Raw genomic sequence first — 23135 nt, 5'->3', positions numbered from 1 at the left:
TATTTTAAATAAATTTAAACACGTCAAGTTTTGACGCTTCCGGCCGGTAGCTTTGAAATATAAATAAAGACAAGAAAGCAATCATTAAAAACTTAAACATATTTTATAATCAAACATTTTTACAATGCCGAACAGCCGGAAACAGGTCCTGATTACAATACCAAATATCAAGCATATCCTATGGAAACACCAAATCACAATCCAGAAATGATCTTCGATGAAGACCTTTATACCATAGAATGGAGCGATATTGAAAATACCGAGATCGACTATGACCATTACCTCAATGACATTGAAAATTTCTTCCGTCAGGATATAGAAAACGAAATTCCTGGAGAAGATATTTATTAAAAAAAAATTAAACACGTCAAGTTCTGTCGCTGCCCAGCAATACCTTTGAGGTATACATAAAACATGAAAGCAATCATTAAAAACTTAAACACACTTTATAATCAAACATTTTTACAATGCTGAACAGCCGGAAACAGGTCCGGATTACAATACCAAATATCAAGCATATCCTATGGAAACACCAAATCACAATCCAGAAATAATCTTAGATGAAGACCTTTATACCATAGAATGGAGCGACATCGAAAATACCGACATCGACTATGACCATTACCTCAATGACATTGAAAACTTCTTCCGTCAGGATATAGAAAACGAAATTCCCGGAGAAGATATTTATTAAAAATAAATTTAAACACGTCTAGTTCTGTCGCTGCCCAGCAATACCTTTGGAGTATAAATAAAACACAAAAGTAATCCTTTAAAATCATATTAAAACCTCTTTGAATTCACCATTCATAAAATGCTGGACAGCCGGAACTATGTCCAAAATTAACATCCAAAAATACTTAAAATGAAAAATAAAATGTAAGCATTACGTGGAATTCACGCCCGAAAACCACCTAAAAAACGGGCAACCGAAGTTCTCTATGCAAGAGGCTTCCAAATTATTTTTTTAAACCAAAACAAATTACAAAAATGGCACAAAATGAAAGCCCTGCAATCCCAGTTGCAGAAAACACACCAACACAAACATTATTCAGGTTCATAAGCTTAAGAAATCCGCAGTTAACGGAAACTAAAAAAGAAAATCTTGGCTTTATCTTAAGACCATCCACATTACCAAGTGCTTTTGATAATGCTGTAAATCCAAACGACTCTGCTTTAGCAAAATTTCAAGCCTTGGAGCGCTCTGCAAAAAACTTCGATCCGGCAGAATATGAATCCGAGCTGATTATCGAACAGGGTACTTTAGCTGAAGCATTAAAAATCGGCAGAAAAATCAGCAAAAGAGAAACCCTTACTTTAGCTGATGAGAATACAGCCAAAAATTTATACAGCAATAGCAGCATTCAAAGCAAAATTGCAGCAATGTGGGATAACTTAATGTATCAGATTGTTACAGAAAAAAACTTCTACGTAAAAGAAGCTTTAATTCATATCTTAAAAACACTTCATTACGGATATGTAAGCGATCTTACTGTAACTCCTGAACTTATAAAAATCAATGGAGAAGATCTAAAAGCGAAAGCTCTTGAAGCAAGAGTAGTTTTACCTACGAAGTTTTTTGGAGACGGATATGAAGGAGAAGCATATTCCGGTTCAGGATTAAATAATACATCTAAGGTAGATTCTTCTAAGATAGGAAATGCAGCAATCAGCGGGACAGATCTTCCTTTATCAATTCATAATCAATTAGCTGCTGAAGGAGATAAAATTTCAGACTTATCAAAACTCAATTTTGAAAAGGAATGCCTTGAAAAATTAAAGTCGGAACTGCACAATCTTCAGACGGTTTATGTAAAACTAAAAAACAAAGCTTATGAAGCCGCACATTTAGCTTATAAAGAGCGCTATAAAGAAGAAATTAATACCTATAATTTACAGATTGAGCAAATAAAATCTCGGATTACGGAAGGGATGACCCAAGCTGAAATTGATAAATTATATGAAGGGCTGCAACCTTTAAACATTCCTCTATTTCAATTTGATTATAAAAATGAGCTTAACTTTGAAGATTTAAAAGACGGTATTTCTCTGGATTCTTTAAAATTATTTGTCAATCTTTTCACAAAAAAATCAGAAGATGCTTCCACTGGTACCTATAATGATAATTATATCAAAATATTATCTGAAAGAAAATTACAGATAGGAAATGTTATCGTTGAAATAACTGATTTCTATGATACTTATGTAGAAGTTTTTGAAAAACTGGAACAGAAATTATCTGCTACTGTACAGTTATTGCTTCAAAAATCGCCTCTTCAGGAACAAAAGTATCTTAATCTGGGAAATATATTAGTTCCTGTAAGTAATTTTCAAAGCAATCTTTCACAGGCTGTATCAAGAACGTATTATTTTAAAGCAAGCTATAATACGGGAATTGCGCAGACTTCTTCTTCTCTTACTTTTTATTATCAGGCTGAAAGCAACTCTTATGGTTTAGGCTCAGCAAAAATTTCAGCAAGCACAGATCTTGGTCTTTTTGAAGAAGTTTATTCAAATATAGATATTGTAGACAATAAAGTGACCTTCCTTCCTATTCTAGTCAATAGATTTGGAAAAGTTATCAGGTCTTTAAAAATTCAGATTTTCTTTAATAACGGAAAACAGGCAACCTTAGAATACACAAATATTGTTATAGATCAGCCTTATACCGGAATCTTATATACAGAAGAGATAAAAACAGCTGATCCCGAAAGTCCAGATGGAGAAAATGATACGCCACAGCCGGGAGTTTTCTTTCCTAGACATTTTGGAGTAAAAAGACTGGGGATTGCTGATTACCTTAAGGTGGTACAAACAACCCATGCGTATGCTCCCGGAGACGTTACTCATATCGAAAATGTGATGGCTAAGGAATTTAAGCAGAAATCTACCCGAAAACTGAGAAGAAGTGAAATACAGACCACAACTTCTAAATCTACCGAAAGAGAAACATTGAATGATACGACCTCAACAACCAGGAATGATATGCAGTCTGAGGTAGCCAATATTATCCAGCAGGATACCAACGCAGAAGCACATTTTAACTATGGTGGTGGTACATCCTATCAGGTTGGCGGCAGCTTTGCTTCTCATAATGCCAAAGAGAACAGCACAAGGCAAGCTGTTGCAAAATCTCAGGAAATCACAGAAAAAGCCACAGAAAGATTGCTTACAAAAGTAGCTGAAGAAAGGATTGAAAAGATTATAGAAGAGTTTGAGGAAAACAATGCCCATGGTTTTGATAACAGAAACGGAGATAAGCATGTAATCGGCGTTTACCGATGGGTAGATAAAAAGATGAAGAATCAGATTTACAACTATGGTAAACGTACCATGTTTGAATTCATGATTCCTGAACCGGCAAAACTACACCGTCTTGCAACCGCAGCATCTGTAACAGAAACCCTAACAGCTCCTATCGATCCGCGAACGGCCACCCAGCCAAGGACGATGGCAGATCCTAAATCAGCCTCATTGGATCAAATACAATATTGGGCAGGCATATACAGTGTTAAGCTGACTGAACTTATAGAAACAACTAAAAAGTTCACTACTGGTTTACAATGGATTAAACTAAATGGTGATAACGGATATAAGCACTTAAATATTGACATCCCTGCAAATTATCAGGCGAGCCACGTGAAAATGTGGTATGGGTTTGAAAGAAACAGAAAGGGTGGAAGTACTTTGTATACGAGCAATTTTGCCGGAGGTATGACATCTTTTAACAACAGCAGTACTTCTATTGACAGCACCGCAGAATTTTCACCTCAAAATGTTACCGGCACTTACGATTTTGTATATCAGGGATCCAATATTGATTCTGTTAACTTTAATTTTGAAGTTACCTGTAAACTTTCTGATGCTTACATGAATACATGGAAACAGGAAAACTTTGATGCGATCATTAAAGCCTATCAGGAAGCCTATGCTGAGTTCCAGGAAAAGAAAAAAGAATTGGAGGCAACCGCTAAGGAGCAGGAGAAAGAGAATGAAGAGAAGGTTTCCAGCTTCTACCGAGATATGGAAAGAGTTATTCTTAAGCATAACTGTATTGCATTTCTACTTCAGGATTATTCTGCTTTAGGTAAAAACCTTACCAATAATGCAAAAGCAATGCAGGATTTCAGCATTATTTTAGATGAAAATCTTGATCAGTATACCGCATTAGCCAAATTTATGGAACAGGCTTTTGAATGGACCATTATGCAGTATACATTCTACCCTTATTACTGGGCCAACAGGAATGAATGGCAGAATATGTATTTATCAAACAGTGCAGATCCATTGTTCAGAAATTTTCTTCAGGCAGGTATGGCAAGAGTAATTGTTACCGTAAATCCGGGATTTGAAGATGCGGTACAGTTCTTTTTAACAACCGGAAGAATCTGGAATGGTGGCGAAGTTCCTGTTATAGGAGATCCAATGTATATGAGTATTGTTGATGAAATGCGTGAACCAGTAGGTCTGAAGCAGGGAAAAGCATGGATTACAACACTTCCTACATCTCTTAATATTTTACAGGAAGATTCTGTAGGATTAAAGACCCTTACTGTACTGCCTTTTACAAAGGAAAATCCTAGGGAGTTTGAAGTACCTTCAGATGTAGTAACTGATAATTCATACTTTAAGCCCAATAATAATTTACTAGGCGTGAAATCTGAGGACACAACTGAAAAAATCATCACAGGAGACTGGCTTTAATTAAATACCAACTAAAAAATTAAAATAAAATGTCCAATATAGGAAAAATAATAAGAGTAAATGCATTGCCGCCTGCCACGGAAAGAGAAACCAATGTTATTTACCAAGTAGCTGCACCGGGTGCAGCTACTTACACAGACTATGCCATTGACGCTAACGGTGATTTGAAAACCCATGCTGTAGTTGACGGATCAATCCCGGTAGCATTGTCAGATGACCATGTAAGCATTTCAGATCTTGACCTGATTGCAGATGGAATTACCACTCAGGCAGAATACAATTCGGTTACAAAAGAAAAAGTCCGTCAAAAATTAAACAGGCCTGCAAATGACGGTAATGTTTTGGATTATCCTAAAATTGTGGGTTTAAATGATAATGGAGATGTGGCAAGACTTCCGGCAGGAGATTTAGGAAAGAATATCGCCAATTCTTCTTTAACATCCGTTACCGGAGCAGGATTGACATTAGGAGCCGATTGGGAAATGAAGACAATCGGCAAAAACTACACAATTTCCGGATTAGCCGATGTTTCTAATGACCCCGCATTCAATACATTTATTACACAGAATCCAGCTGGAAAAGTAGGAAAATCCAATGGTAAACAATCATTTTTAAGCCTGCCGGCAACAATGTCCGATGCTGAAAGAACAGCATGGAAAACAGCAATGAACGGAGGGTGGACGACAAATACCATGAGCGTAGCTGCCATTACCCCACCTGTTATAGATAAACAGGATAGAAATTACTGGATCAGTCTGAGAGGTGCAAACCTCAACCTGCCACCAACGTCTTTCTCTGTAGATATCATGGCAGCAGATGGTGTTACCAAAATAGCAACCATTCCTAATTCACAGGTTCAGTTATATCAAAACGGCTTAGACCTAATGTTCTATTATAATTTTAAGAATTTAGCAATCGGAGAATATAAGATAAGGTTATGGAACGGCGTTGCTTATTATGTAACTTCATTAACAATTAAAATAGTTTCTGCTTTAAATGCGATTAATTTAAATAATCTTACATGGGAAACTAAACTTTTTACTCCAAATACACAAAATGTCATTACGGTTTCCGGGGGTTCCATGTCTTATAATGCAAGAGCTGCCAATAAACCTTTCGCCAGGGAAAATCTCATTGTTGCGGCATTAAAGAGCAGCGAGTTCGTTACAGCAGGGCAAAACTTCATAATATCCGGAACGATGAGGCTGAGTGATGCAGCTTTTTCTTTAATGAATATTGTCTTGGGCTTGATAAACACAAATAATACTCTGGCTTTGACAAATAATGCTCATTTTCAAATAAGTATTAGTAGCAATAATATTGCTAATCATACAAAAACGATCGCAGGCGACACTCTCTTTGCAGTAGGTACACCTAATGATCAGCCTGTAATTAATTGGAGCATCGCAAGAAATGGAAATTTATTTATTGTGTACATACAATATGGTTCTTATGTAAATATGAGTACAAGAACAGGAATTGAAGACGCATTATCTCTTGTTTCCTACATTAACAATACTACCAATAATGATACCACAGGTGCAGACGCAGGCTTTAACATCCAGTCAGCTTATACATTTTAATTAGAATTTTTCAATAATATGGGGCAGAGTGTAAGACTCTGCCTTTTTATTAATCCTTTAAAATTATTAAAAATGAAAAATACAGAATATAAAGATGTTTTTGATATTGGTGAAGAAGCTTTGTCGATGGAGAATAAATTTTTTCAATCTTCATTTCCTTCATTTAAGAATACTTTTTCAATTGGAGAGAACATACGAGGAATGACCAACGTAAGCCCGCTTGCAACCGTAAAATTTTTCAATCAATCACCTGATGAACTCTTAACAAAATATTATCCGGATTCAAATCCTCCTGTTGAAGGAACTTTCACTTATATTCCGGACATTGGAAGCGATTTAGAATCAGTCATTAAAACTACTGTAAAAGACTTTTATTATTATGGTGTAGAAGACGTTAATAATTTTGCTTTCAGAGTCATTATATTTTCATCAAGAGATGCTACAAAACTGAAAGAATCTTTTGAGGTCTCTGCTCCTTCAGGAAGAGAAATATTAATTTTTGTAGAAGACAATACTGAAGATAAGGTCAGCGGAACCTATGGCGCAATAAAAATTTCAAATGATGTCTTATCTTTTCTGAATAAAAGCGGAAGGCTGGAATATGACTTATATAGTAATGATGAGATTTACAAAGAAATAAAAAAAGTAATCCCTGAATTATCTGATGATCAGATCAAAACGCTTTTACAGAAAGGCTATATTGAAGATATCCGTGTTGATATTGCCAAAACATACTTTAAGCTGGCTTCTTTTTTTTCCAGTGGAATTTCTGTTATCAGCCCCGGTTTAGAAATCCTGACCAATGATGCTCTCAGAAAAGCAACCAGTGTTCTTTTAGAAAAGGTCATTTTACTCATAGAAGAAACAAGACTTGGAGAAAACAGATGGCAGCCCAAACCGCCAAAACTTGAAAACGGAGAAGTCGATAAAAATTACAGATATAATCCCCTTCTCTCTTCCGGAAAAGACAGTAATGGCATTGTCAATTTTAGCGAAATCACCGAACTGTTAAAAACAATGCTTACTGATCAGAATAATCTGGTAAGGTTGGTTTTAAACATCAAAAAAGATTTCAGAAAAAACAGTCAGCCAAAAGGTTTTTTGGAACTCTTATACAACCTGTATCTTAGTGCCTATGACATTATGTACGATGTCATTACGGGTTTAGACGACATTTCTAATCTTGACATTCTTAAATATGGTGTACAAGCATATAATGCCCTATTATGCGGAGTGTGGAACGGGCTTGTAGATTCTCTTTCAGGATTATTCGCCATGGTGAAGATGATCTATGACGGGATTACAATGGGAAAAGACTTTGTTCAGAACATAGACAAATATCTGCCTACCCTTTTGGAACAGTTTGATGAAGCTGTACAGGCAATAAAAAAGATCAGTTTTACCGAAACTGCAAAATACATTTATGAGAAATCAAAAGGAATGAATCTTACCTTTGATCCTGTTGCCTGCTCTTATTTTATAGGCTATGCTTTTGGGTTTATCATTTCACTAATTATTGAAATCATCGTTGGAATACTTGTAAGTGGAGGAACTTTGAGTGTTGCCGCAATTGTAAATGCATTAGCAGAGACAATTCTAGGAATTTTTCGCTTAGGATTTAGTGCTGTAAAAGGTATTGTAAAAGCTATAAGAACTTTTTCTAAATTTGTTATAAAAAGCATACAAGATCTTATCAAAGGTTTTCAGGAGTTATTAATATTTTTAAAGAGAGGATGGAATGAAATTAAGAGAATTATTGATGAAGCGTTTACGAAATCAATAAAATTAATAGATGAACAAGTTTCTATATTTCTAAAAAAATTACCTTCAGGTATCGGAAAATTTGTAGATTTATTAACTAAAAATTTTCCAAATCTTCAAAAAAAAATTATTGATGGTCTCTTGGTATTAGAATTTAAAGGAAAAACACTTTTAAAAATAAATCCTAAAGGAATTATTGTTGAAATAAAATACTTTAGAGAACTCAATAATTATGAATATTTTACAGAGTTAAAAAACGTAAAAATAGAGCTGGAAGTAATTGATGATTTTGGAAAAAAAACCATTAAAAAGTATAATGATAATATAAAGGTTATAAAAAAAGGTGATGATATAGGTTTCCGGGCAAAGTTTGAAGAAGGAAAAATTCGGGATGGAGAATATATTAACTATACTTTTGAAAGGTCAGGAAATTATAATCCTTTTGCTGTTAAACCTACTAACAAATCTAAAGTAATAGATAAAGTCCTAAAAGAAGGAGATGAATTTTATATTGTAGAGTTTGAGAATAGGAGCTTACAAAGAGAAGTTCCTGGTGGATGGGCCTCTGATTATGAAGTAAAAAGCATAAAAGAATTACGAGAAAAACTTCAAGTTCTTAAAAGCTTTAAAGATGAAGCAATAGGCGAATTGGTTGTAAGAAGGTATAAAGTAAAAGCAGGTAAAGAATTACCAACTAGAGAAGGTTATATTGGTCACTTGGATACAGGAATAAATACAGGTCCTAAACAGTGGGAATTTATTAATGCTTGGGAAGAAAAAACGTTTAAATCATTCATAGAAGAAATTAACTCAGAAAAATTAAAATAATTATGAAATTTTACATTAAATCTTTATATCCAGAGGATGAAAAAAAGAATGGATTTGAAAAAGAAAATGGAATAATTGAAGATCCAATAGAGCTATCTTGGTCAGTTAACATTCATAAATATAGCTTTGAGTGGTCTGAAAAAGAAAGACCTGCTAAAATATTTTTATCTCCTGAATATATTTTAATTTTATTCTATAAGAACTCAATAATTCATCCTCATCCAAACAATCTTGTGATGTACAACTTAAAAAAGGAAATAGTCAGAATCGTACTTCCACCAAAACCTATTAATTGGAATAAGATTTCTCCCATTTATTCAATAGGTGAAATAAAAGAAATTGATGGAGAAAATTTTCTAGCTACATACATAGATACTGATAATGATTTCAGCAAAGAAAAAGGAGTAATGGGTTTTATAGAAATAAGATGGTTAAATCTAAAAACTTTTGAATATCATCCCACAGAAAATACTTTCATTAAAGATTATGGAAGATAGTATTTATAAACCGCTTCATAAATGAGGCGGTTTTTTTATTAAAAAAAATTAGAAAATGATCTTTGGAATCTTTCGTCTTGGTTAGGGATTGGCATAAAGCATTTTGAAAGCAATAAGAATTTTTTCCAGATTTGTGCTAAGGACTATTGAAGCTTTCAAGAATTATTGTGTATCTTAAAAGGAGAAAAAGGAAGTTTCAAAAAAATTATTGATGACGTTCTTGAAGCAAGTAATATCAAAAAATAGGTGTTCAAGGAGGTGAAATTCTTTCAGAATCGGAAATAGAAGATTGGGTACTGGTAATGAAAAAGTATGGTACTAAATTATTGAAAGTAGATAAATTTGATAACCCAAATGTTCTAGCACAATTTGATCCCAATATTGATACCATAAAATATATGGATGATGTAACAGAGTATGTAATGGTACACGAACATTACCATGCAGAAGAAATGTCTAAAATAGGTTTTCAAGAATATGTGAAGAATGCTCCATTAAAAGGAGTTAAGGAAGGAGATTATACGATAGAAAATTGGATTAGATTATATAAAAGAGAAAAATATGTTTATGAAGTTGTTTAAACTTTTAATTTTTTGATTAGTCTTAAGGAGAATGCCAAAAAGTGCATAGCCTTCCATGTAATATTCAATGTTTCAAATCTAATCAGTAAAGCCTTGAAGCCGTCTAACCAAGCATTTGCCTGCTCTATTTTAAATCTGCTTTCGTATAATTTTTCATCAAAATAGTAATCATTATCTACTGTTTTCTTATTCCGGGAATTGGTTTTGATGTTGCCCGTTATTTCCCCCATTTCTAATTTCTGTCTTAAATTTTTACTGTCAAATCCTGAATCCGCATTCAGAAAAAGACCTTTATGAGAAATTTCCGCTTCGGACAAAATTTCAATAATCTCACCCATAATGCCTTCTATTTCATGTAAATCGTGATGATTTCCGCTTCTGGGATTTCCCATTGAAAGCATTTGGCCACGATTGTCACAAAGAAAAATCATATTGCTGGTTTTCGCAGATTTCCTGCTTTGGTATCCCGTCGATTCTCCACCCATCCTGCACCGGGTCTGACTGCCGTCGAGTTGAACACACGATAGATCCAACATCCTCCTGTTACGATTTAAAAGATGAACCCAGACATTCCTGAAGCTGCCGTCCCTGCTCCATTTATTAAAAAAATAATACACATTCTGCCAGCTTATGTTTTCTTCCCCAAAATAGTCTTTTATTGAAATTTCCCGCCACTGGCAACCGGTTTTCAGCCGTTTTATGATGGTCTGAATTATCTTTACAAGGTCAAACTTCGTAGAAAACCCTCTTTTTCCTTTGCTTAAATGGGGTAAAATCCATTTCTCTATTTTATATTTGCTAATGAGTTCCAGATTATTAGTCTTTTAAATTGCAATCCAAAATTGCTAATTTTCTCGGAACTCTCTTTCTAAATAAGTTTAAACAGCTTCTAAATTAAAACAGCCAACAGGAAAGCCCAAGGTAAATACTGGATCACAAGAATCCCACTACTTTAACCATTTTACAGGCTGAATCTGTCGGTTTAAAAGTAGATCCGGACCAGCCGTTACCGATTTTCACTGAAGATGATCCGAAAAACTGTGAAAATCCGAAGGAATTGGAGTTAGAGACTAGTTTTATTAAAGAGAATATAAGTCTTGCAGCCTGGAAAATGGCTGTCAAAAACCGGAAAATAATTACTGGATTAATTTTTCACAGCGACAGAGGCGTTCAATATGCAAGTAAAAAATTTGCGGATACCAGTGAATTTTATGATGTTACAAGAAGTATGAGCCGCAAAAGAAATTGTTGGGATAATGCAGTAGCTGAAAGTTTTTTCAAATCATTAAAAACAGAAGTCATTTAAGGCAATAAGCTCATTACAAAAGAAAAAATGGAGCTGGAAATTTTCGAATACATCGAAGTCTGGTACAACAAAAAAAGACGCCACAGTACACTGAATTACCAAACAATAGAAGAATTTAACAATCAAAATAAAATTTACAAAAATGTAGCTTAACTTATACTGGAATTTTTATTTGCATATCCACAAGATTTGATTATAAATAATGAATATAAAGTATTATTGAAAGAAATCACTTTTTATAATTTTCATTGTAAAATTCAACAAAAAGTAAAACACGACACGTTTTGTCGCATTAAGCCTATATCTTTGTGATAGAAACTTTAATCATGAAACGCTTTGCGTTCCATTCGATCACATTAACGCAGCAGAGCTGCCATAAAATATACCCGGATGAAAAAAGATTTTTACCTGACAAGATATGCCCTGATCATCAAAAGACTGGAAAGTTCTCCGGCTACCTATTCGCAGCTGGAGGACTATCTTCTGAACTCGTTCGAATTCCAGGATGCAGGAATCAAGGGCTACTCGATCCGCACGCTGCAAAGGGATATCCGCGAGATTGCAAATCTTTTCAACCTGTCCATTCACAACAAAAAGAAAGGAGACAACCGCTACTACATCGAGAGCCGCCCGATCATGGAAGTGGATGAGTACAACCAGAAATTACTGGAATCCTTTCAGGTCAGCAACGCCCTGAATGTACATCCGGATTTTGCGGATTTTATCTTTTTTGAAAGCAGGAAACCTACCGGCGTAGAGCATTTTTATGACCTTTTCTTTGCCATTCGTAACAAAAGGATCGTTTCCTTTGAACATTACAACTACAAAAACAAGCTGATGACGTCCCGGAAAGTGCATCCGCTGGCCCTGAAGGAATCCAAAGACCGATGGTACCTTATTGCCATTGATACCAAGGATAAGATGCTGAAATCTTTCGGGCTGGACCGTATCAATTACCTGAATGTTACGAAAAGCCGTTTCCGTGAAAAATACAAATATAATTTCAGGGAACATTTTAAAAATGCCTTCGGTGTAATGAATTTAGCAGAGCAAATCCCTCAGAAAATCATGATCAAATGCAGCCGGCATCAGGGAGAATACATCAAAAGCTTCCCGCTCCACCAGTCGCAGAAAGAGACCAGGGAAACCCCGGAAGAAATTTTCTTTGAGTTTTTTCTTCACCCGACCTACGATTTTATGCAGGAGATCCTGTCCTACGGAAAAGAAGTGCAGGTCCTGGAACCGGAACGCCTGGTGGAAGACATCCGGAACCACCTTCAGGAGTCGCTGAGCAGCTACCTGAAAAACTAAAAAGGCCATCACATTTCAGAATATTTAATTACATTTACATAAATATATCAACGTGAAACCTCTCTTTCTGTGTCTTTTCTGTATAATTTCATGCCTGTGCTTTTCGCAGCAGGCAGAGGAATTCAGGAATGTAAAGAATTACTACAATCACCACCACCAGCTTCTTAATCATGAGTTTAAGAAAAAATATGATGCCGAGACCAATGCCTTGTCCAAAGATGCCATAAAAGGCGACTTTGTGTTTTTCATGAAGAAAATGGACAGTATAGAAAATGTAGCACTGATCGGAGCTTTGCTGAAAGTAAAAAACCTGGAAGATCTAAGGAAACTTCAGACCAGAGGCATGATCTCAAATAATCATACTGATCTTATCCCTACTACAGAAAAATCTGCAGATTATCCCGGAGGCATCAATGCATTAAGACAGGAAGTGGCCGATCTGTTTTATATAGACGGCGTCTATGCAGAAGAAAAAACCGTGAAAGCCCATATTGCCTTTATTGTAGAGAAAGACGGAACCATCAGCAACGTCCAGGCACAGGGAAACAACTTCACCTTCAACAGGCAGGCTGAAATTGCACTCTATTCCATTTCTGAAAAGTTTGCCCCGGCCGTTTTTAAAGGCAGTAACGTAAGATACCGCTTCAAGCTTCCCTTAACCATGACTTTCGACTAAATGTTTACCGACGAATACTTTATGAAAATGGCTTTTAATGAAGCCGCAATCGCTTTAGAAAAAGATGAGGTCCCGATCGGCTGTGTGGTGGTCTCCAATAACCGCGTTATAGCCAGAGCACACAATCTTACCGAAACACTCAATGACGTCACTGCCCATGCCGAAATGCAGGCCATCACTTCCGCTGCCAACTTTCTGGGTGGGAAATACCTTAAAAATTGCACATTGTATGTAACCTTGGAACCCTGTGTTATGTGTTCCGGGGCCCTTTCCTGGTCGCAGATCTCAAGAGTAGTCATAGGAGCACGGGACGAACAGCGCGGGTTTATCAACAAACACCTTACCCTCCATCCGAAAACGGAAATCGCAACCGGCATTATGGAAAACGAATGCGCTTCCATTGTGAGGGAATTCTTTCAGTCGAAACGCCGGTAATACACAGTTGATGCTCCTCGCCTCAACCTCACTTTTATACTACAGCTCTTTTCCTAAAAAGTACAGCCCTTTCAGTGTATGAAGCCGGTCCATCACATGAATTTTATCAGTCAGGGGCTTATATACATGGGAAACACCGCCTGTAGCCACGACAAAACAGTCATCCTGTACTTCCTCATTGATCCTGTCGATAAAACCTTCCACCATTCCTAAAAAACCGTAGACCATTCCGCTCTGCATACAGCTTACCGTGTCTAGGCCCAATACGGTTTTCGGCTTTACCAGTTCGATTCCCGGAAGCTGGGCCGTCTGGCTGATCAGGGAATTTAATGCCGTAATAATTCCCGGAGCGATAATCACGCCCAATGTCTCACCATCTTCCGCTACGCAGCTTGCCGTAAGAGCCGTTCCGAAATCCAGTACGATTTTCTTTCTGTCCGGATACAGGTTATGGGCGGCCACAAGATTGGCGTAGATATCCGTTCCCATCTGTTTGGATTTTGCCACCACGCCCGAAGGGGTATTCCGGTCTACAATCACAGGATCCAGATCATGAATCTTTTTGATGGCGGCATTCATCACTTTGGTAAGCTGAGGGACAACCGAGCCGATAACCACTTTAGAAATTTCCTTGGGCTCGATTTTATACGTCTGGTACAGCATGGACATCTGGACATACAGTTCATCCGGCGTCCGGTACGGTTTTGTATTCACCACCCATGATACATCACAATTGTCTTCATTAAAAAGCCCGAAACGTATATTGCTGTTGCCGATATTGATTACGATTGATTTCATTTATTTGCTTTTCAGGTGTTCAATTTCGGCTTTCAGGTCTTTGATCTGCTGTTCGTAATTAGCAATAAGTTTTTTGGAAACTTCTGAATATTCATTAAAAATATTGTCATTAAATCCCTGAAATCCATGAGCATTATCTTTATTTTCCTGGTTAAAATTTTTTTGAGATTCAGTATCCAGCAAATCATTTAACGGGGTTTCCAGTATTTTAGAAATATCAACCAGCCTCTCAACCGTCAGTTTAGTTTCCCCGGTTTCTATTTTACGGTACGCCGAGGTGCTGAGATCCAGGTCCTGCGCCATATTCTCATACGAAAACCCTTTTTTGCTGCGGATCTCTGCGATCTTTTTGATGATCTTTTCCATAAGAGTGAACATTATTTTCGTAAAAGTAATAATTTTTCCGTGAAAGTAACACTCAAGACAAGGAAATATTTTTAATATTGCAGCATGTAATCAAAGCGATTACATCGTTACTAATTTAACCATTGGAATATCAAATGATCAAATGAGAAAAAAAATTCTTATCGGGCTGTCGGTTCTCGCAGCCGTCTTCTGTACCCTTTACTCCTGTATTCAGGAAGATTTTGCCAATAAGGAGGCAGCCAGCGAGCGCAATGCTGCCGAATTCTTCAAGCACGCTAAAACCCATGGAGCTCATGCCCGTGCCGGAATAAATTATGTGGATATCCTGGAAAACTACAACAGGGAGAACAACTTTCTTGCACAGATGCCGGATCAGCAGGGGATGCCGATCTGGGACAAGATGCAGGTATTGGATAATGCTGAAAAAACCGTTTTGTATATCCCACTTTCAGCAGATAAGACAGGGCTGAGCTCGCTGCTGATTGTAAAAGTGGATGAAAAAAATACTGTTTTTCATCTGCAGAACTTTACCAATGATTATCTGAAAGAATATGTTTATAATACCGACTATCCGGCAAAAAGGAGAAAGCTTCTGATGGATACCTTCCTGCAGATGGATTTCTTTACCTTCGGGCATCAGGAGTTTACCAACCTGCCGAAAGATCTTTATGAAGGTTCTTTAGAATACAACAGGCTGAGCATCCTGGATGCAAAGATAGGAACCGAACAAAACAAGGGATTTATCTACAATACGATTTGTTCTACCTATCACTACTGTGTGCATGGTCACAGTGCCTCAAATTGCGATTATGGCAACTGTAGCTGTGGAGGGTTTATCAGCTGTTTTGTAGTGACTTCCTGCTCAACAACTGCTACCTGGATAGATGATCCTTTCCCTTCCTTTCCCGGCGGCGGAGGAGGTGGTGGTGGAGGCGGTGGAATTCCTGGACCACAGCCACCAAAAGATCCTTGTGCGGAAGCAAAAGTATTCTATAGAATTGCTCCGGGATGTGGGGGTAATGGTGGCAGTAATACAGATTCGGATTTTGACGACCTCCCTTGTGAGAAAATAATTTCTGAAAATGCAAAGGCAAAAAACCTTCTCAATCAGTCTGTAATTGCTGCACAAAATGCTATAATGAAAACAGGTATTTCTGCATCTACAATAGAAAAAGGATTTATATTTGGTAAAGACACTTCGGGAAGCTATAAAACTTCCGATATTATTTTAGGTGATTCTTCAGGAGCACAGGTTGATTTACCACCAATTGATACTAATCATGTTTTTACCGCAGAAGGAGGAATACACAATCATACGATTAAGGTTTATGAAGTGCCTTCAACCGGTGATATTTATTGGTTTATGCAAAATAACTATCAGAACTCAAACTTTGATTATTATATTATAAACGGTGCTGAAGGAGCCACATATGCTTGTGTAATTACCAATCAGGCAGATTTTGACAATTTTCCTTTGAGCCATCCTCCATCCCAGTATTTTAGCTCAGAAGATAATGCATGGAATCTAACAAAAGATATCGGTAAAGATTTTGATTTATCGGAAAAATATTTTAAAGATACGGGTAAATCAGATGAAGAAGCAAAAGAGTTAGCTATGGCTTTTGTAATAGGAAAATATAATATGGGAATGGGATTAAGTAAAAAAGACAGCAATGGAAATTTTCAACCTATATTTGTAAAAGAAAATGAAATACAAGTTCCTACAGGAGATCCTGCTTTCCCGTTTATAGTAGTAACAACGTATGAAAAAACAACAGATTGTAATCTTAAATAAACACTTAAATGAAAAACATTTTTAAAACATTCATCATATTATTGTTTTTTTGCTTTACAAAAATTTTTGGGCAATTAGATACTTTAAATTATCTTAAACAATTTGAAATAAATAAAGCAAATTATATTGGTCAGCCTTTTTCTAAACTCCTTAATGACATGACGCAAATTCATCCTAAAACAGCTTGGAGTTTCACCCCTTTTAATAATAAAAATATCGTTACGAGAACATCTTTTAATTTTTGTGAAAAAGAACATTCTTTTCATAATGTAATTAATTTAGCAATTTTTTGGGAAACACCTATTCCTAGGTCAACTATAAAATCTTATGAGCAACTAAATGCTTTCTTTTTTACTAATGACGAAAAATCCTTTTATGGTAGTAAAATAGTAAAAGACATCAAAGTATATCGATGATCAAATTGCTCTATAAAATATTTATGTTTTGTGCTTTGCTTTTCATAATTAAAAGTAAAGCACAATTAGATACTTTGAACTATTTAAAACAATTTGAAGCAAACAAAGCAAATTATATAGGTTAGCCTTTTCCTAAATTGTTAAATGATATGGCACAAATTCAACCGAAAGCTATCTGGTCGAGCCTAAGTTTTAATTCAAGAAATTTCACATATCAAACTAGCTTCAATTTCTGTGAAAAAGAATATTCATTTCTAATGCTGTCACATTATTAATAATATGGGCAACACCTATTAATCGCAATGAAACAAAATATTACCAAAATCTGAATCATTCATATTTTACCAATGATGAAACAAAATTGATCCTGCAAAATGCCCAAACTTTTCGACATATGTGCCATTTTTACCGGAAGACAAGATTGGTTTAACAAAGCAATAAATTAAACAAACCACCAAATTTGGTGGTTTTTATTTAATTAACTCATTAGAACAAAAGAGACATCTCCTTACATATTTCTACATTATCAAATCCAAAATAATTACCTTTAAAACCCAAAACCACCTCACCTCACTTTCATGAAAAAACTGGTTCTACTCTTATTCTTTTTATTTGGTATGTATACATTTTCGCAAACGGCTGCGGTAGCAAAGGAAGTCTTTGGGAAAATAAAAAAAGATGCAAAGATTGACAGCAGCGACAGAACCATCTACAATCTGCTGGATGAATTGTATGCGCAGAACCTGCAGGCCGAAAATGATGAGATGAAGCCCGAAACTATAGAAAAAGTCCAGAAGCTGGCTTCAGATCCCGGGACAAAAAACATCCATCTCCTGATGCTGTTCCTGATGTACCAGCAGCACATCAGCCAGACTGCCGCCGCAGGAAAAAAGACAGACCCGGAATTTCAGACCGAAATGATAGAGTTGCTGAAAGATGAAACAAAAAGCGTTTACGGAATACTTCCTGCCATCATTTTTATTTACGAATATGAAGCACTGGAGCGCGCCGGAAAAACTGAGGAAGCGAAAATGGCTGTCTCCGAGGGATTGAAAATGTATCCGGATTCTGTTCCGTTAAAAGTATACAGCTACCTCAACACCAAAGATGAAGCCCTGAAAAATGATTTGGTTAAAAACCACCCCGGGCACTGGATGGTAAAACAGTTTCAAATTAAATAATAGATAATGATAAAAAAAGTTCTGATCCTACTTATTATAGTGCAGTCAATGATTGCCTTTTCCCAGAAACCCGCGAAACTATATACGGAAATAAATAAAGATACCGTCTCCTATTATGCCGACAATATTGAAATTTACCCGGTCACGCTTTCTTTTACCGGTCAGCCTGAACTGGAGAATCTGCGGATGCAAATGAAATTTGAAACGGTAAAGGCACTGCCGCCTTTATCAAAGAAAAACCGGGTGGCCGCCTTTCTGGTGACCGACAGAAAGAAGGGCTGGAAAATTAAAAAAATGCCTAACTATTACACTTTGGCAGGAGACGCTACCATAAAAGCCTACGATGCCGATTACCTCTATGATCTTCCCTATCAGAAAGGAAAATCATTCCCGGTACATCAGGGCTACAACGGTAAGTTCTCACACCAAAATGAAAACTCACTGGATTTTACCATGCCGGAAGGAACGGAAATCACAGCCGCCAGAGAAGGGAAAGTAATTGATGTGGTTCAGAGTAACAATACAGGATGCCCGACCGTAAGCTGCGCCAACCTGGCTAACTATGTATCTGTTCTTCATTCCGACGGCACCATTGCCCAGTATTTCCATTTAAAACAGAACGGCGTTAAAGTAAAAGCCGGAGACACCGTAAATAAAGGGGATGTTATTGCCCTGAGCGGGAATACGGGATGGACCAACGGACCTCACCTGCATTTTGTATGTGCCCTCCCGGATCCTTCCCAACCCAAGCAGAAGAAAACCCTGAAAACCCTTTTCAGGACAGGAGACGGTACAAAATCTGAATACCTGTCTGAAAAGAAAACCTACCTGAAACAGTATTAATTTGTATAAGAAAGATTTCATTAAAATGATCTTAATAAAAAAATCCTGAAGAAAGTTTCTTCAGGATTTAATTCTTATGGCTGATTTTATTTTACCTCAACTACATTATCCTCAGGATTTACGTCTGCCATCCGCTGGCTGATATCAATGCCTAAAGCCGACAGCTGGGCTTTTGTATAAGGAACCGTTATCGAATATTCCTTTTGCGTCCATGGCCAGTACGGCATTGTTTTAAATTCACCATAGATATCTTTTTCTTTCCAGGTATGCGTCATGTTCATCGGAATCTGGTAAGTAACCACTTTGTTATCCTTCGTAATCACACTGAAATCAATTGGCATCGGAACCTGGCCATTATTTACCAGAGTTACTGTTGTTGATTTTGCATCGTATTTCACATCTTTAATGCTATAGTCAATGGTTTTGGTGGTATTGATCCAGTAATGATGAAACCATTTCAGGTCCATCCCCGAAACTTTCTGGGCAATATGTAGAAAATCCCGGTCTGAAGGATGCTTCAAAACCCACTGATCATAATACTGTTTCAAGGTCTCCGCTAAATTCTGTTCGCCCATAATATAGCCTAACTGCACCAGGTACAATTCCCCTTTTACATAGGAAGCATAGGTATAGGAAGTTCCGTTGTCATGATGGTCTCCCAGCCAGACGGCCGGCTCTTCAATTCCTTTTTTAATAAAATTCCGGTATGCATTGACTGAATTCACAAACGGATTCGGAAGCGGCTGCTTTGGAGGGAACAGCTGATTCATCACATAACCTTCCGCATAGCTGGTAAACCCTTCATCCATCCAAGGGCGCATTGGTTCATTGGTGGCCAGCATCTGCTGATACCAGGAGTGGGCACCTTCGTGGGCCATCAATCCCATCAACCCTTCAATATTTTTGGCTTCCCCTAAAATCATGGTACACATTCCGTACTCCATTCCGCCGTCACCACCCTGGATGAAAGCGTAGGTCGGATAAACATATTTCCCGAAATGAGCATTCATCAGCTGATAATATTTGGTAAGATAAGGCTGTGCTTCTTCCCAGACTTTGGTTTTATCGTTATTCTGATAGACTAAAAACACTTTCGGGCCCTGGGGAACATCAAAACTTTTCACGATATAATCCTTATCGGCAGCCCAGGCGAAATCCAGCATGTTCTTCGCTGTCCATCTCCAGGTAGATTTGTTATCTTTCCCTGTTTTTATTTTTGCATTGGCATCATACCCTTTTACTTCTGCAGGGTTTTCGAGGATCCCTCCGGCTCCGATCACATACTCTTTGTTGATGGTAATGTTCACGTCAAAATCTGCAAACGGGGCATGGAACTCCCTTCCGATATAATCAAAAGTTGCCCAGCCATCGTAATCGTATTCCGCAATTTTAGGATACCACTGCGTCATGGTCATATCAACGCCTTCCCGGTTATTTCTTCCGCTCCGCCTGATCTGCTGAGGAATTACCGCATCCCAGTCCATGGTGAAAGTGGTGGTTGAATTCGGCCTGACCGGTTCTGCAAGATAGACTTTCATTATGGTTTCCTGGATCTCAAATTTTAGCGCTTTGCCGTTCTGCTTGATCCAGTGGATATTCTGTGCGCCTTCTTCATTTTTAGGAATCGAGGCCAGCCTTGAAATACCGTCTTTCTGCAATCTTGAATCCCCGTTTTTCCCCTGGCCTGCCACCCGCTGGTCCATCATGGAATTGGGCTTAAAGGCATTCCAGTACAAGTGAAAATATACCACATTAAGTTCATCCGGTGAATTGTTGGTGTAGGTTAAAGTCTGGCTTCCCTGATACGTAAATTTTTCTGCATTAACGTCAATATCCATTTTATATTTCGCAGCCTGCTGATAATATGGGCTCTGCTGGGCCTGAAGCTGAGAAACGATCAACGCAAAAAGGATGGCAACCGATTTTTTCATGTAAAATTTATTTTTTTTCTAAAGATAAGTATTTAAAATAAAAACCCCGGACATAAGGCATGCTGAGGTTTTGTCTGATGTAATTTTAGATGAATCTCAATAAAATTTGTTAAATCTCCAGCAAATTTCGCAGATGAGTACAGATCTGAATATACAAAACCATCAGTAAAACCGCTGGAAAAACAAAACCTCAAATGCAAAGACATCTGAGGTTATATCATTTAAAAAGAATAATTATTTAAGAAAAAAGTTCCTTTTTACTGCTTCGCAGGATCTTTTCCAGGATTCTTAAGGTGATCAGATATGTTGGTTTCACACCGGTGAGGCCTAAACCTCCTGAAGAAAGCGTGCTTCCTGTTTCCAAAGGGTTATCTGAAGCGTAATAGGCATAGCAGACAAACAGATCCGGCGTAATATGATGCCTGATTTTAGAGGCTACCTGAATCGCTTTCTGGTAATGGGCACCTTCCATTTCAAGCCCGATGGCCTTCCATGAAGTATTCATAAAATAAGACAGGATGTCCCTGTTCTGAAGAGATGTTCCCAATACGGTAATCATCGGGCCTTCAAATGCCTTTAGTTCATCATCTTTAAAATCTTCCAGCTTCAGGGCATTTTCAAAAGGATAGTTATCTGCCGTCCCTTCAAAAATATGGGAAGTAGGAATCATAATATCGCCTTTACCACCTTCCAGAATCCCGGCTTTCCCCATAATGGAAACCGATTTCACTTTCATCATATACACCTCTCCTTTCTGTTCGAAAGGCCTCAGCAATTCATCCATTACTTCAAAAGCCTGTTCGCCGAAGGCATAATCAAAAACCATGATCACATCGTCCCCGTCATAATTCAGATGTCCGAAAGGCGTATGTTTCAGGTTGGTTTTGCTTAAATCAATGATCTGGACATCAATATTGCTTCCGCTCTTGTCATTGATATAGATCATCCCTTCCTCAACGGCAAACTTGGAAACTTTATCGCGAAGTTCCTTTTTATCGGAAATATCGCCGTACAGTTTATAATCCACTTCTTTCGGATCCTTTTTCTTCAGGGCATTGTTTGCATACAGCATGTTTTTCACAGAATGCATATTCGCTGAAATAATATGCAGCGGACGCATGTGAAGATTATTTTCATACAGGACATCCTTTACTTTATTGGCCCATTTCTCCCCGAAATAATGATGCCCTACCCTTTCCTTTAATATGGCACTGAAATGAATTTCTCTTTCCCGGGTCTGTTTGGCATCTTCCAGGCTTATCTTGCCCAGATTATAAATGATTTTAAATAAACGGTCAGGATTATCATCGTCCCCGAATGTATTGTAAGCCCTTAACGTTTCGTCAAATGTCCTTCCGATAAGAGAAGACAGATGAATCAGAGCGACCTCCTTTTCCCTTCTGCTGAATTTCTTTTCGCCTTTCACCACTTCCTCAATGATCTTAAAAGCACGGGTCGGCTTCCAGTTTTCATCCTGGGCAAAGGCCAGGTTCCTGATCTTATCGGCTTCTATAAACAAGAAGGTCAGGTGGGTAAGGATATCATAAATTTCCGAGCGCCCTAAAAGGACTTCAATATTCATCTGGTGCTCATCAATCCTGTAGCAGTTCCTTCTTCTCTTTTTAGGCACAATAGGCTCGAAACTCCCTTTATCAAACCCTTCATCTGAGGTAAGATGAATGAAAGCACATTCTTCTATTCCTTCCGGAAGCCTGTCTAAAACATACATCAAACCATCAAGCTCCAGCTTGCTTGGAATACTCATGGTACCGTAAATTTCGGGATTGATCGTTTTCAACAAACTTCTAATGCTTTCTCCGGAAACCCCGCCTGGCTTGAAAAAACCTCTATAAAACAGGTGTCTCATAGAAATGTACAGTCTTTCAATGGCCTCGGTGGTTTCTCTTGCTCTAGAATTTGTCATATATTAAATTTTTTATAAAAAGTCTGCTAAGTTACAAAATTATTTTTAATTAATACAAATAACTAACAATCAGATATTTAACCCAGCCCACTCCATCTGATTCATGATGTTTATCTCTTTTTTTAAATTTAATATTTTCATTGGAAATACGGAAAAATCCTGGAATAAATCTTCTTCATATTAGAAGAATTTTACTTTT

At 37.2% G+C, this 23135-nt stretch carries 19 protein-coding genes and 1 pseudogene; 15 read left to right on the top strand and 5 right to left on the bottom strand.

All coding sequences use genetic code 11. From position 1 onward, the window contains the following. The first annotated feature begins 180 nt into the window (after window positions 1-180). From SD427_RS01105 to SD427_RS01075, 7 genes are all read left to right on the top strand, one after another. Complete coding sequence (locus SD427_RS01105; RefSeq protein ID WP_320559491.1) at window positions 181-351, top strand: hypothetical protein; 171 nt, start codon at window positions 181-183, stop codon at window positions 349-351. A 172-nt stretch (window positions 352-523) separates the two neighbouring features. Next, window positions 524-694, top strand: a complete 171-nt coding sequence (locus SD427_RS01100) for a hypothetical protein (protein WP_320559490.1) — start codon at window positions 524-526, stop codon at window positions 692-694. Between the two features lie 296 nt (window positions 695-990). Beyond that, window positions 991-4704, top strand: coding sequence for a hypothetical protein (locus SD427_RS01095; RefSeq protein WP_320559489.1), 3714 nt, complete (start codon window positions 991-993; stop codon window positions 4702-4704). 29 nt (window positions 4705-4733) lie between these two features. Beyond that, the gene (locus SD427_RS01090; RefSeq protein WP_320559488.1) at window positions 4734-6287 is read left to right on the top strand and encodes a hypothetical protein; all 1554 of its coding nucleotides are present in this window, start codon (window positions 4734-4736) and stop codon (window positions 6285-6287) included. A gap of 72 nt (window positions 6288-6359) precedes the next feature. After that, window positions 6360-8876, top strand: a complete 2517-nt coding sequence (locus SD427_RS01085; protein WP_320559487.1) for a hypothetical protein — start codon at window positions 6360-6362, stop codon at window positions 8874-8876. 2 nt (window positions 8877-8878) lie between these two features. Beyond that, window positions 8879-9373 (top strand): hypothetical protein, encoded by a 495-nt coding sequence (locus SD427_RS01080; protein WP_320559486.1) that lies wholly within the window; start codon window positions 8879-8881, stop codon window positions 9371-9373. A 242-nt stretch (window positions 9374-9615) separates the two neighbouring features. Next, entirely contained in the window at window positions 9616-9954 is a 339-nt protein-coding gene (locus SD427_RS01075; RefSeq protein WP_320561068.1) for a zincin-like metallopeptidase toxin domain-containing protein, read from the top strand. On the opposite strand, the gene SD427_RS01070 is transcribed toward SD427_RS01075, so the two are convergent. Next, window positions 9951-10667, bottom strand: a complete 717-nt coding sequence (locus SD427_RS01070; protein WP_320561067.1) for a transposase — start codon at window positions 10665-10667, stop codon at window positions 9951-9953. The two genes, SD427_RS01075 and SD427_RS01070, sit on opposite strands and share 4 nt — an antisense overlap. A 353-nt stretch (window positions 10668-11020) precedes the next feature. Here SD427_RS01070 and SD427_RS01065 point away from each other — a divergent pair. The 4 genes and pseudogenes from SD427_RS01065 to SD427_RS01050 form a co-directional block, all read left to right on the top strand. Next, window positions 11021-11413 (top strand): annotated as a pseudogene (locus SD427_RS01065) (IS3 family transposase); the annotation flags it as partial. 237 nt (window positions 11414-11650) lie between these two features. Beyond that, window positions 11651-12571, top strand: a complete 921-nt coding sequence (locus SD427_RS01060) for a WYL domain-containing protein (protein ID WP_320559485.1) — start codon at window positions 11651-11653, stop codon at window positions 12569-12571. Window positions 12572-12623: 52 nt separating this feature from the next. After that, window positions 12624-13247 carry a hypothetical protein gene (locus SD427_RS01055; RefSeq protein ID WP_320559484.1) on the top strand — a complete coding sequence of 208 codons (624 nt, stop codon included), beginning with the start codon at window positions 12624-12626 and terminating at the stop codon, window positions 13245-13247. Further along, window positions 13248-13682, top strand: a complete 435-nt coding sequence (locus SD427_RS01050) for a nucleoside deaminase (protein WP_320559483.1) — start codon at window positions 13248-13250, stop codon at window positions 13680-13682. It abuts the gene before it with no gap. Between the two features lie 39 nt (window positions 13683-13721). Here SD427_RS01050 and SD427_RS01045 read toward each other — a convergent pair whose 3' ends face one another. Both SD427_RS01045 and SD427_RS01040 read right to left on the bottom strand, forming a co-directional pair. Further along, entirely contained in the window at window positions 13722-14480 is a 759-nt protein-coding gene (locus SD427_RS01045) for a type III pantothenate kinase (RefSeq protein WP_320559482.1), read from the bottom strand. Continuing rightward, complete coding sequence (locus SD427_RS01040; protein ID WP_320559481.1) at window positions 14481-14846, bottom strand: helix-turn-helix transcriptional regulator; 366 nt, start codon at window positions 14844-14846, stop codon at window positions 14481-14483. 142 nt (window positions 14847-14988) lie between these two features. Between SD427_RS01040 and SD427_RS01035 the strand changes: the two genes are divergently transcribed. The 4 genes from SD427_RS01035 to SD427_RS01020 all read left to right on the top strand — a co-directional run bounded on the left by SD427_RS01035 (window position 14989) and on the right by SD427_RS01020 (window position 19081). Further along, on the top strand, window positions 14989-16641 hold the full coding sequence (locus SD427_RS01035; protein ID WP_320559480.1) for a hypothetical protein: 1653 nt from the start codon (window positions 14989-14991) through the stop codon (window positions 16639-16641). An 8-nt stretch (window positions 16642-16649) separates the two neighbouring features. Further along, a complete protein-coding gene (locus SD427_RS01030) occupies window positions 16650-17057 on the top strand; it encodes a hypothetical protein (protein WP_320559479.1) in 408 nt (135 codons plus the stop codon). A 578-nt stretch (window positions 17058-17635) separates the two neighbouring features. After that, window positions 17636-18238, top strand: a complete 603-nt coding sequence (locus tag SD427_RS01025) for a hypothetical protein (RefSeq protein WP_320559478.1) — start codon at window positions 17636-17638, stop codon at window positions 18236-18238. Between the two features lie 6 nt (window positions 18239-18244). Continuing rightward, window positions 18245-19081, top strand: a complete 837-nt coding sequence (locus SD427_RS01020) for a M23 family metallopeptidase (protein WP_320559477.1) — start codon at window positions 18245-18247, stop codon at window positions 19079-19081. 86 nt (window positions 19082-19167) lie between these two features. Here the strand turns inward: SD427_RS01020 and SD427_RS01015 are convergent, their stop codons facing one another. Together SD427_RS01015 and SD427_RS01010 are read right to left on the bottom strand one after the other, a co-directional pair. After that, entirely contained in the window at window positions 19168-21012 is a 1845-nt protein-coding gene (locus tag SD427_RS01015; RefSeq protein ID WP_320559476.1) for a M1 family metallopeptidase, read from the bottom strand. Between the two features lie 238 nt (window positions 21013-21250). Beyond that, the gene (locus SD427_RS01010; RefSeq protein ID WP_320559475.1) at window positions 21251-22936 is read right to left on the bottom strand and encodes a DUF6909 family protein; all 1686 of its coding nucleotides are present in this window, start codon (window positions 22934-22936) and stop codon (window positions 21251-21253) included. Window positions 22937-23135 lie beyond the last annotated feature (199 nt).

The organism is Chryseobacterium sp. JJR-5R (assembly GCF_034047335.1).
Lineage (GTDB): Bacteria > Bacteroidota > Bacteroidia > Flavobacteriales > Weeksellaceae > Chryseobacterium.
The sequence above is the reverse complement of the archived record's forward strand: the minus strand, read 5'-3'. Positions and strand labels throughout refer to the sequence as shown.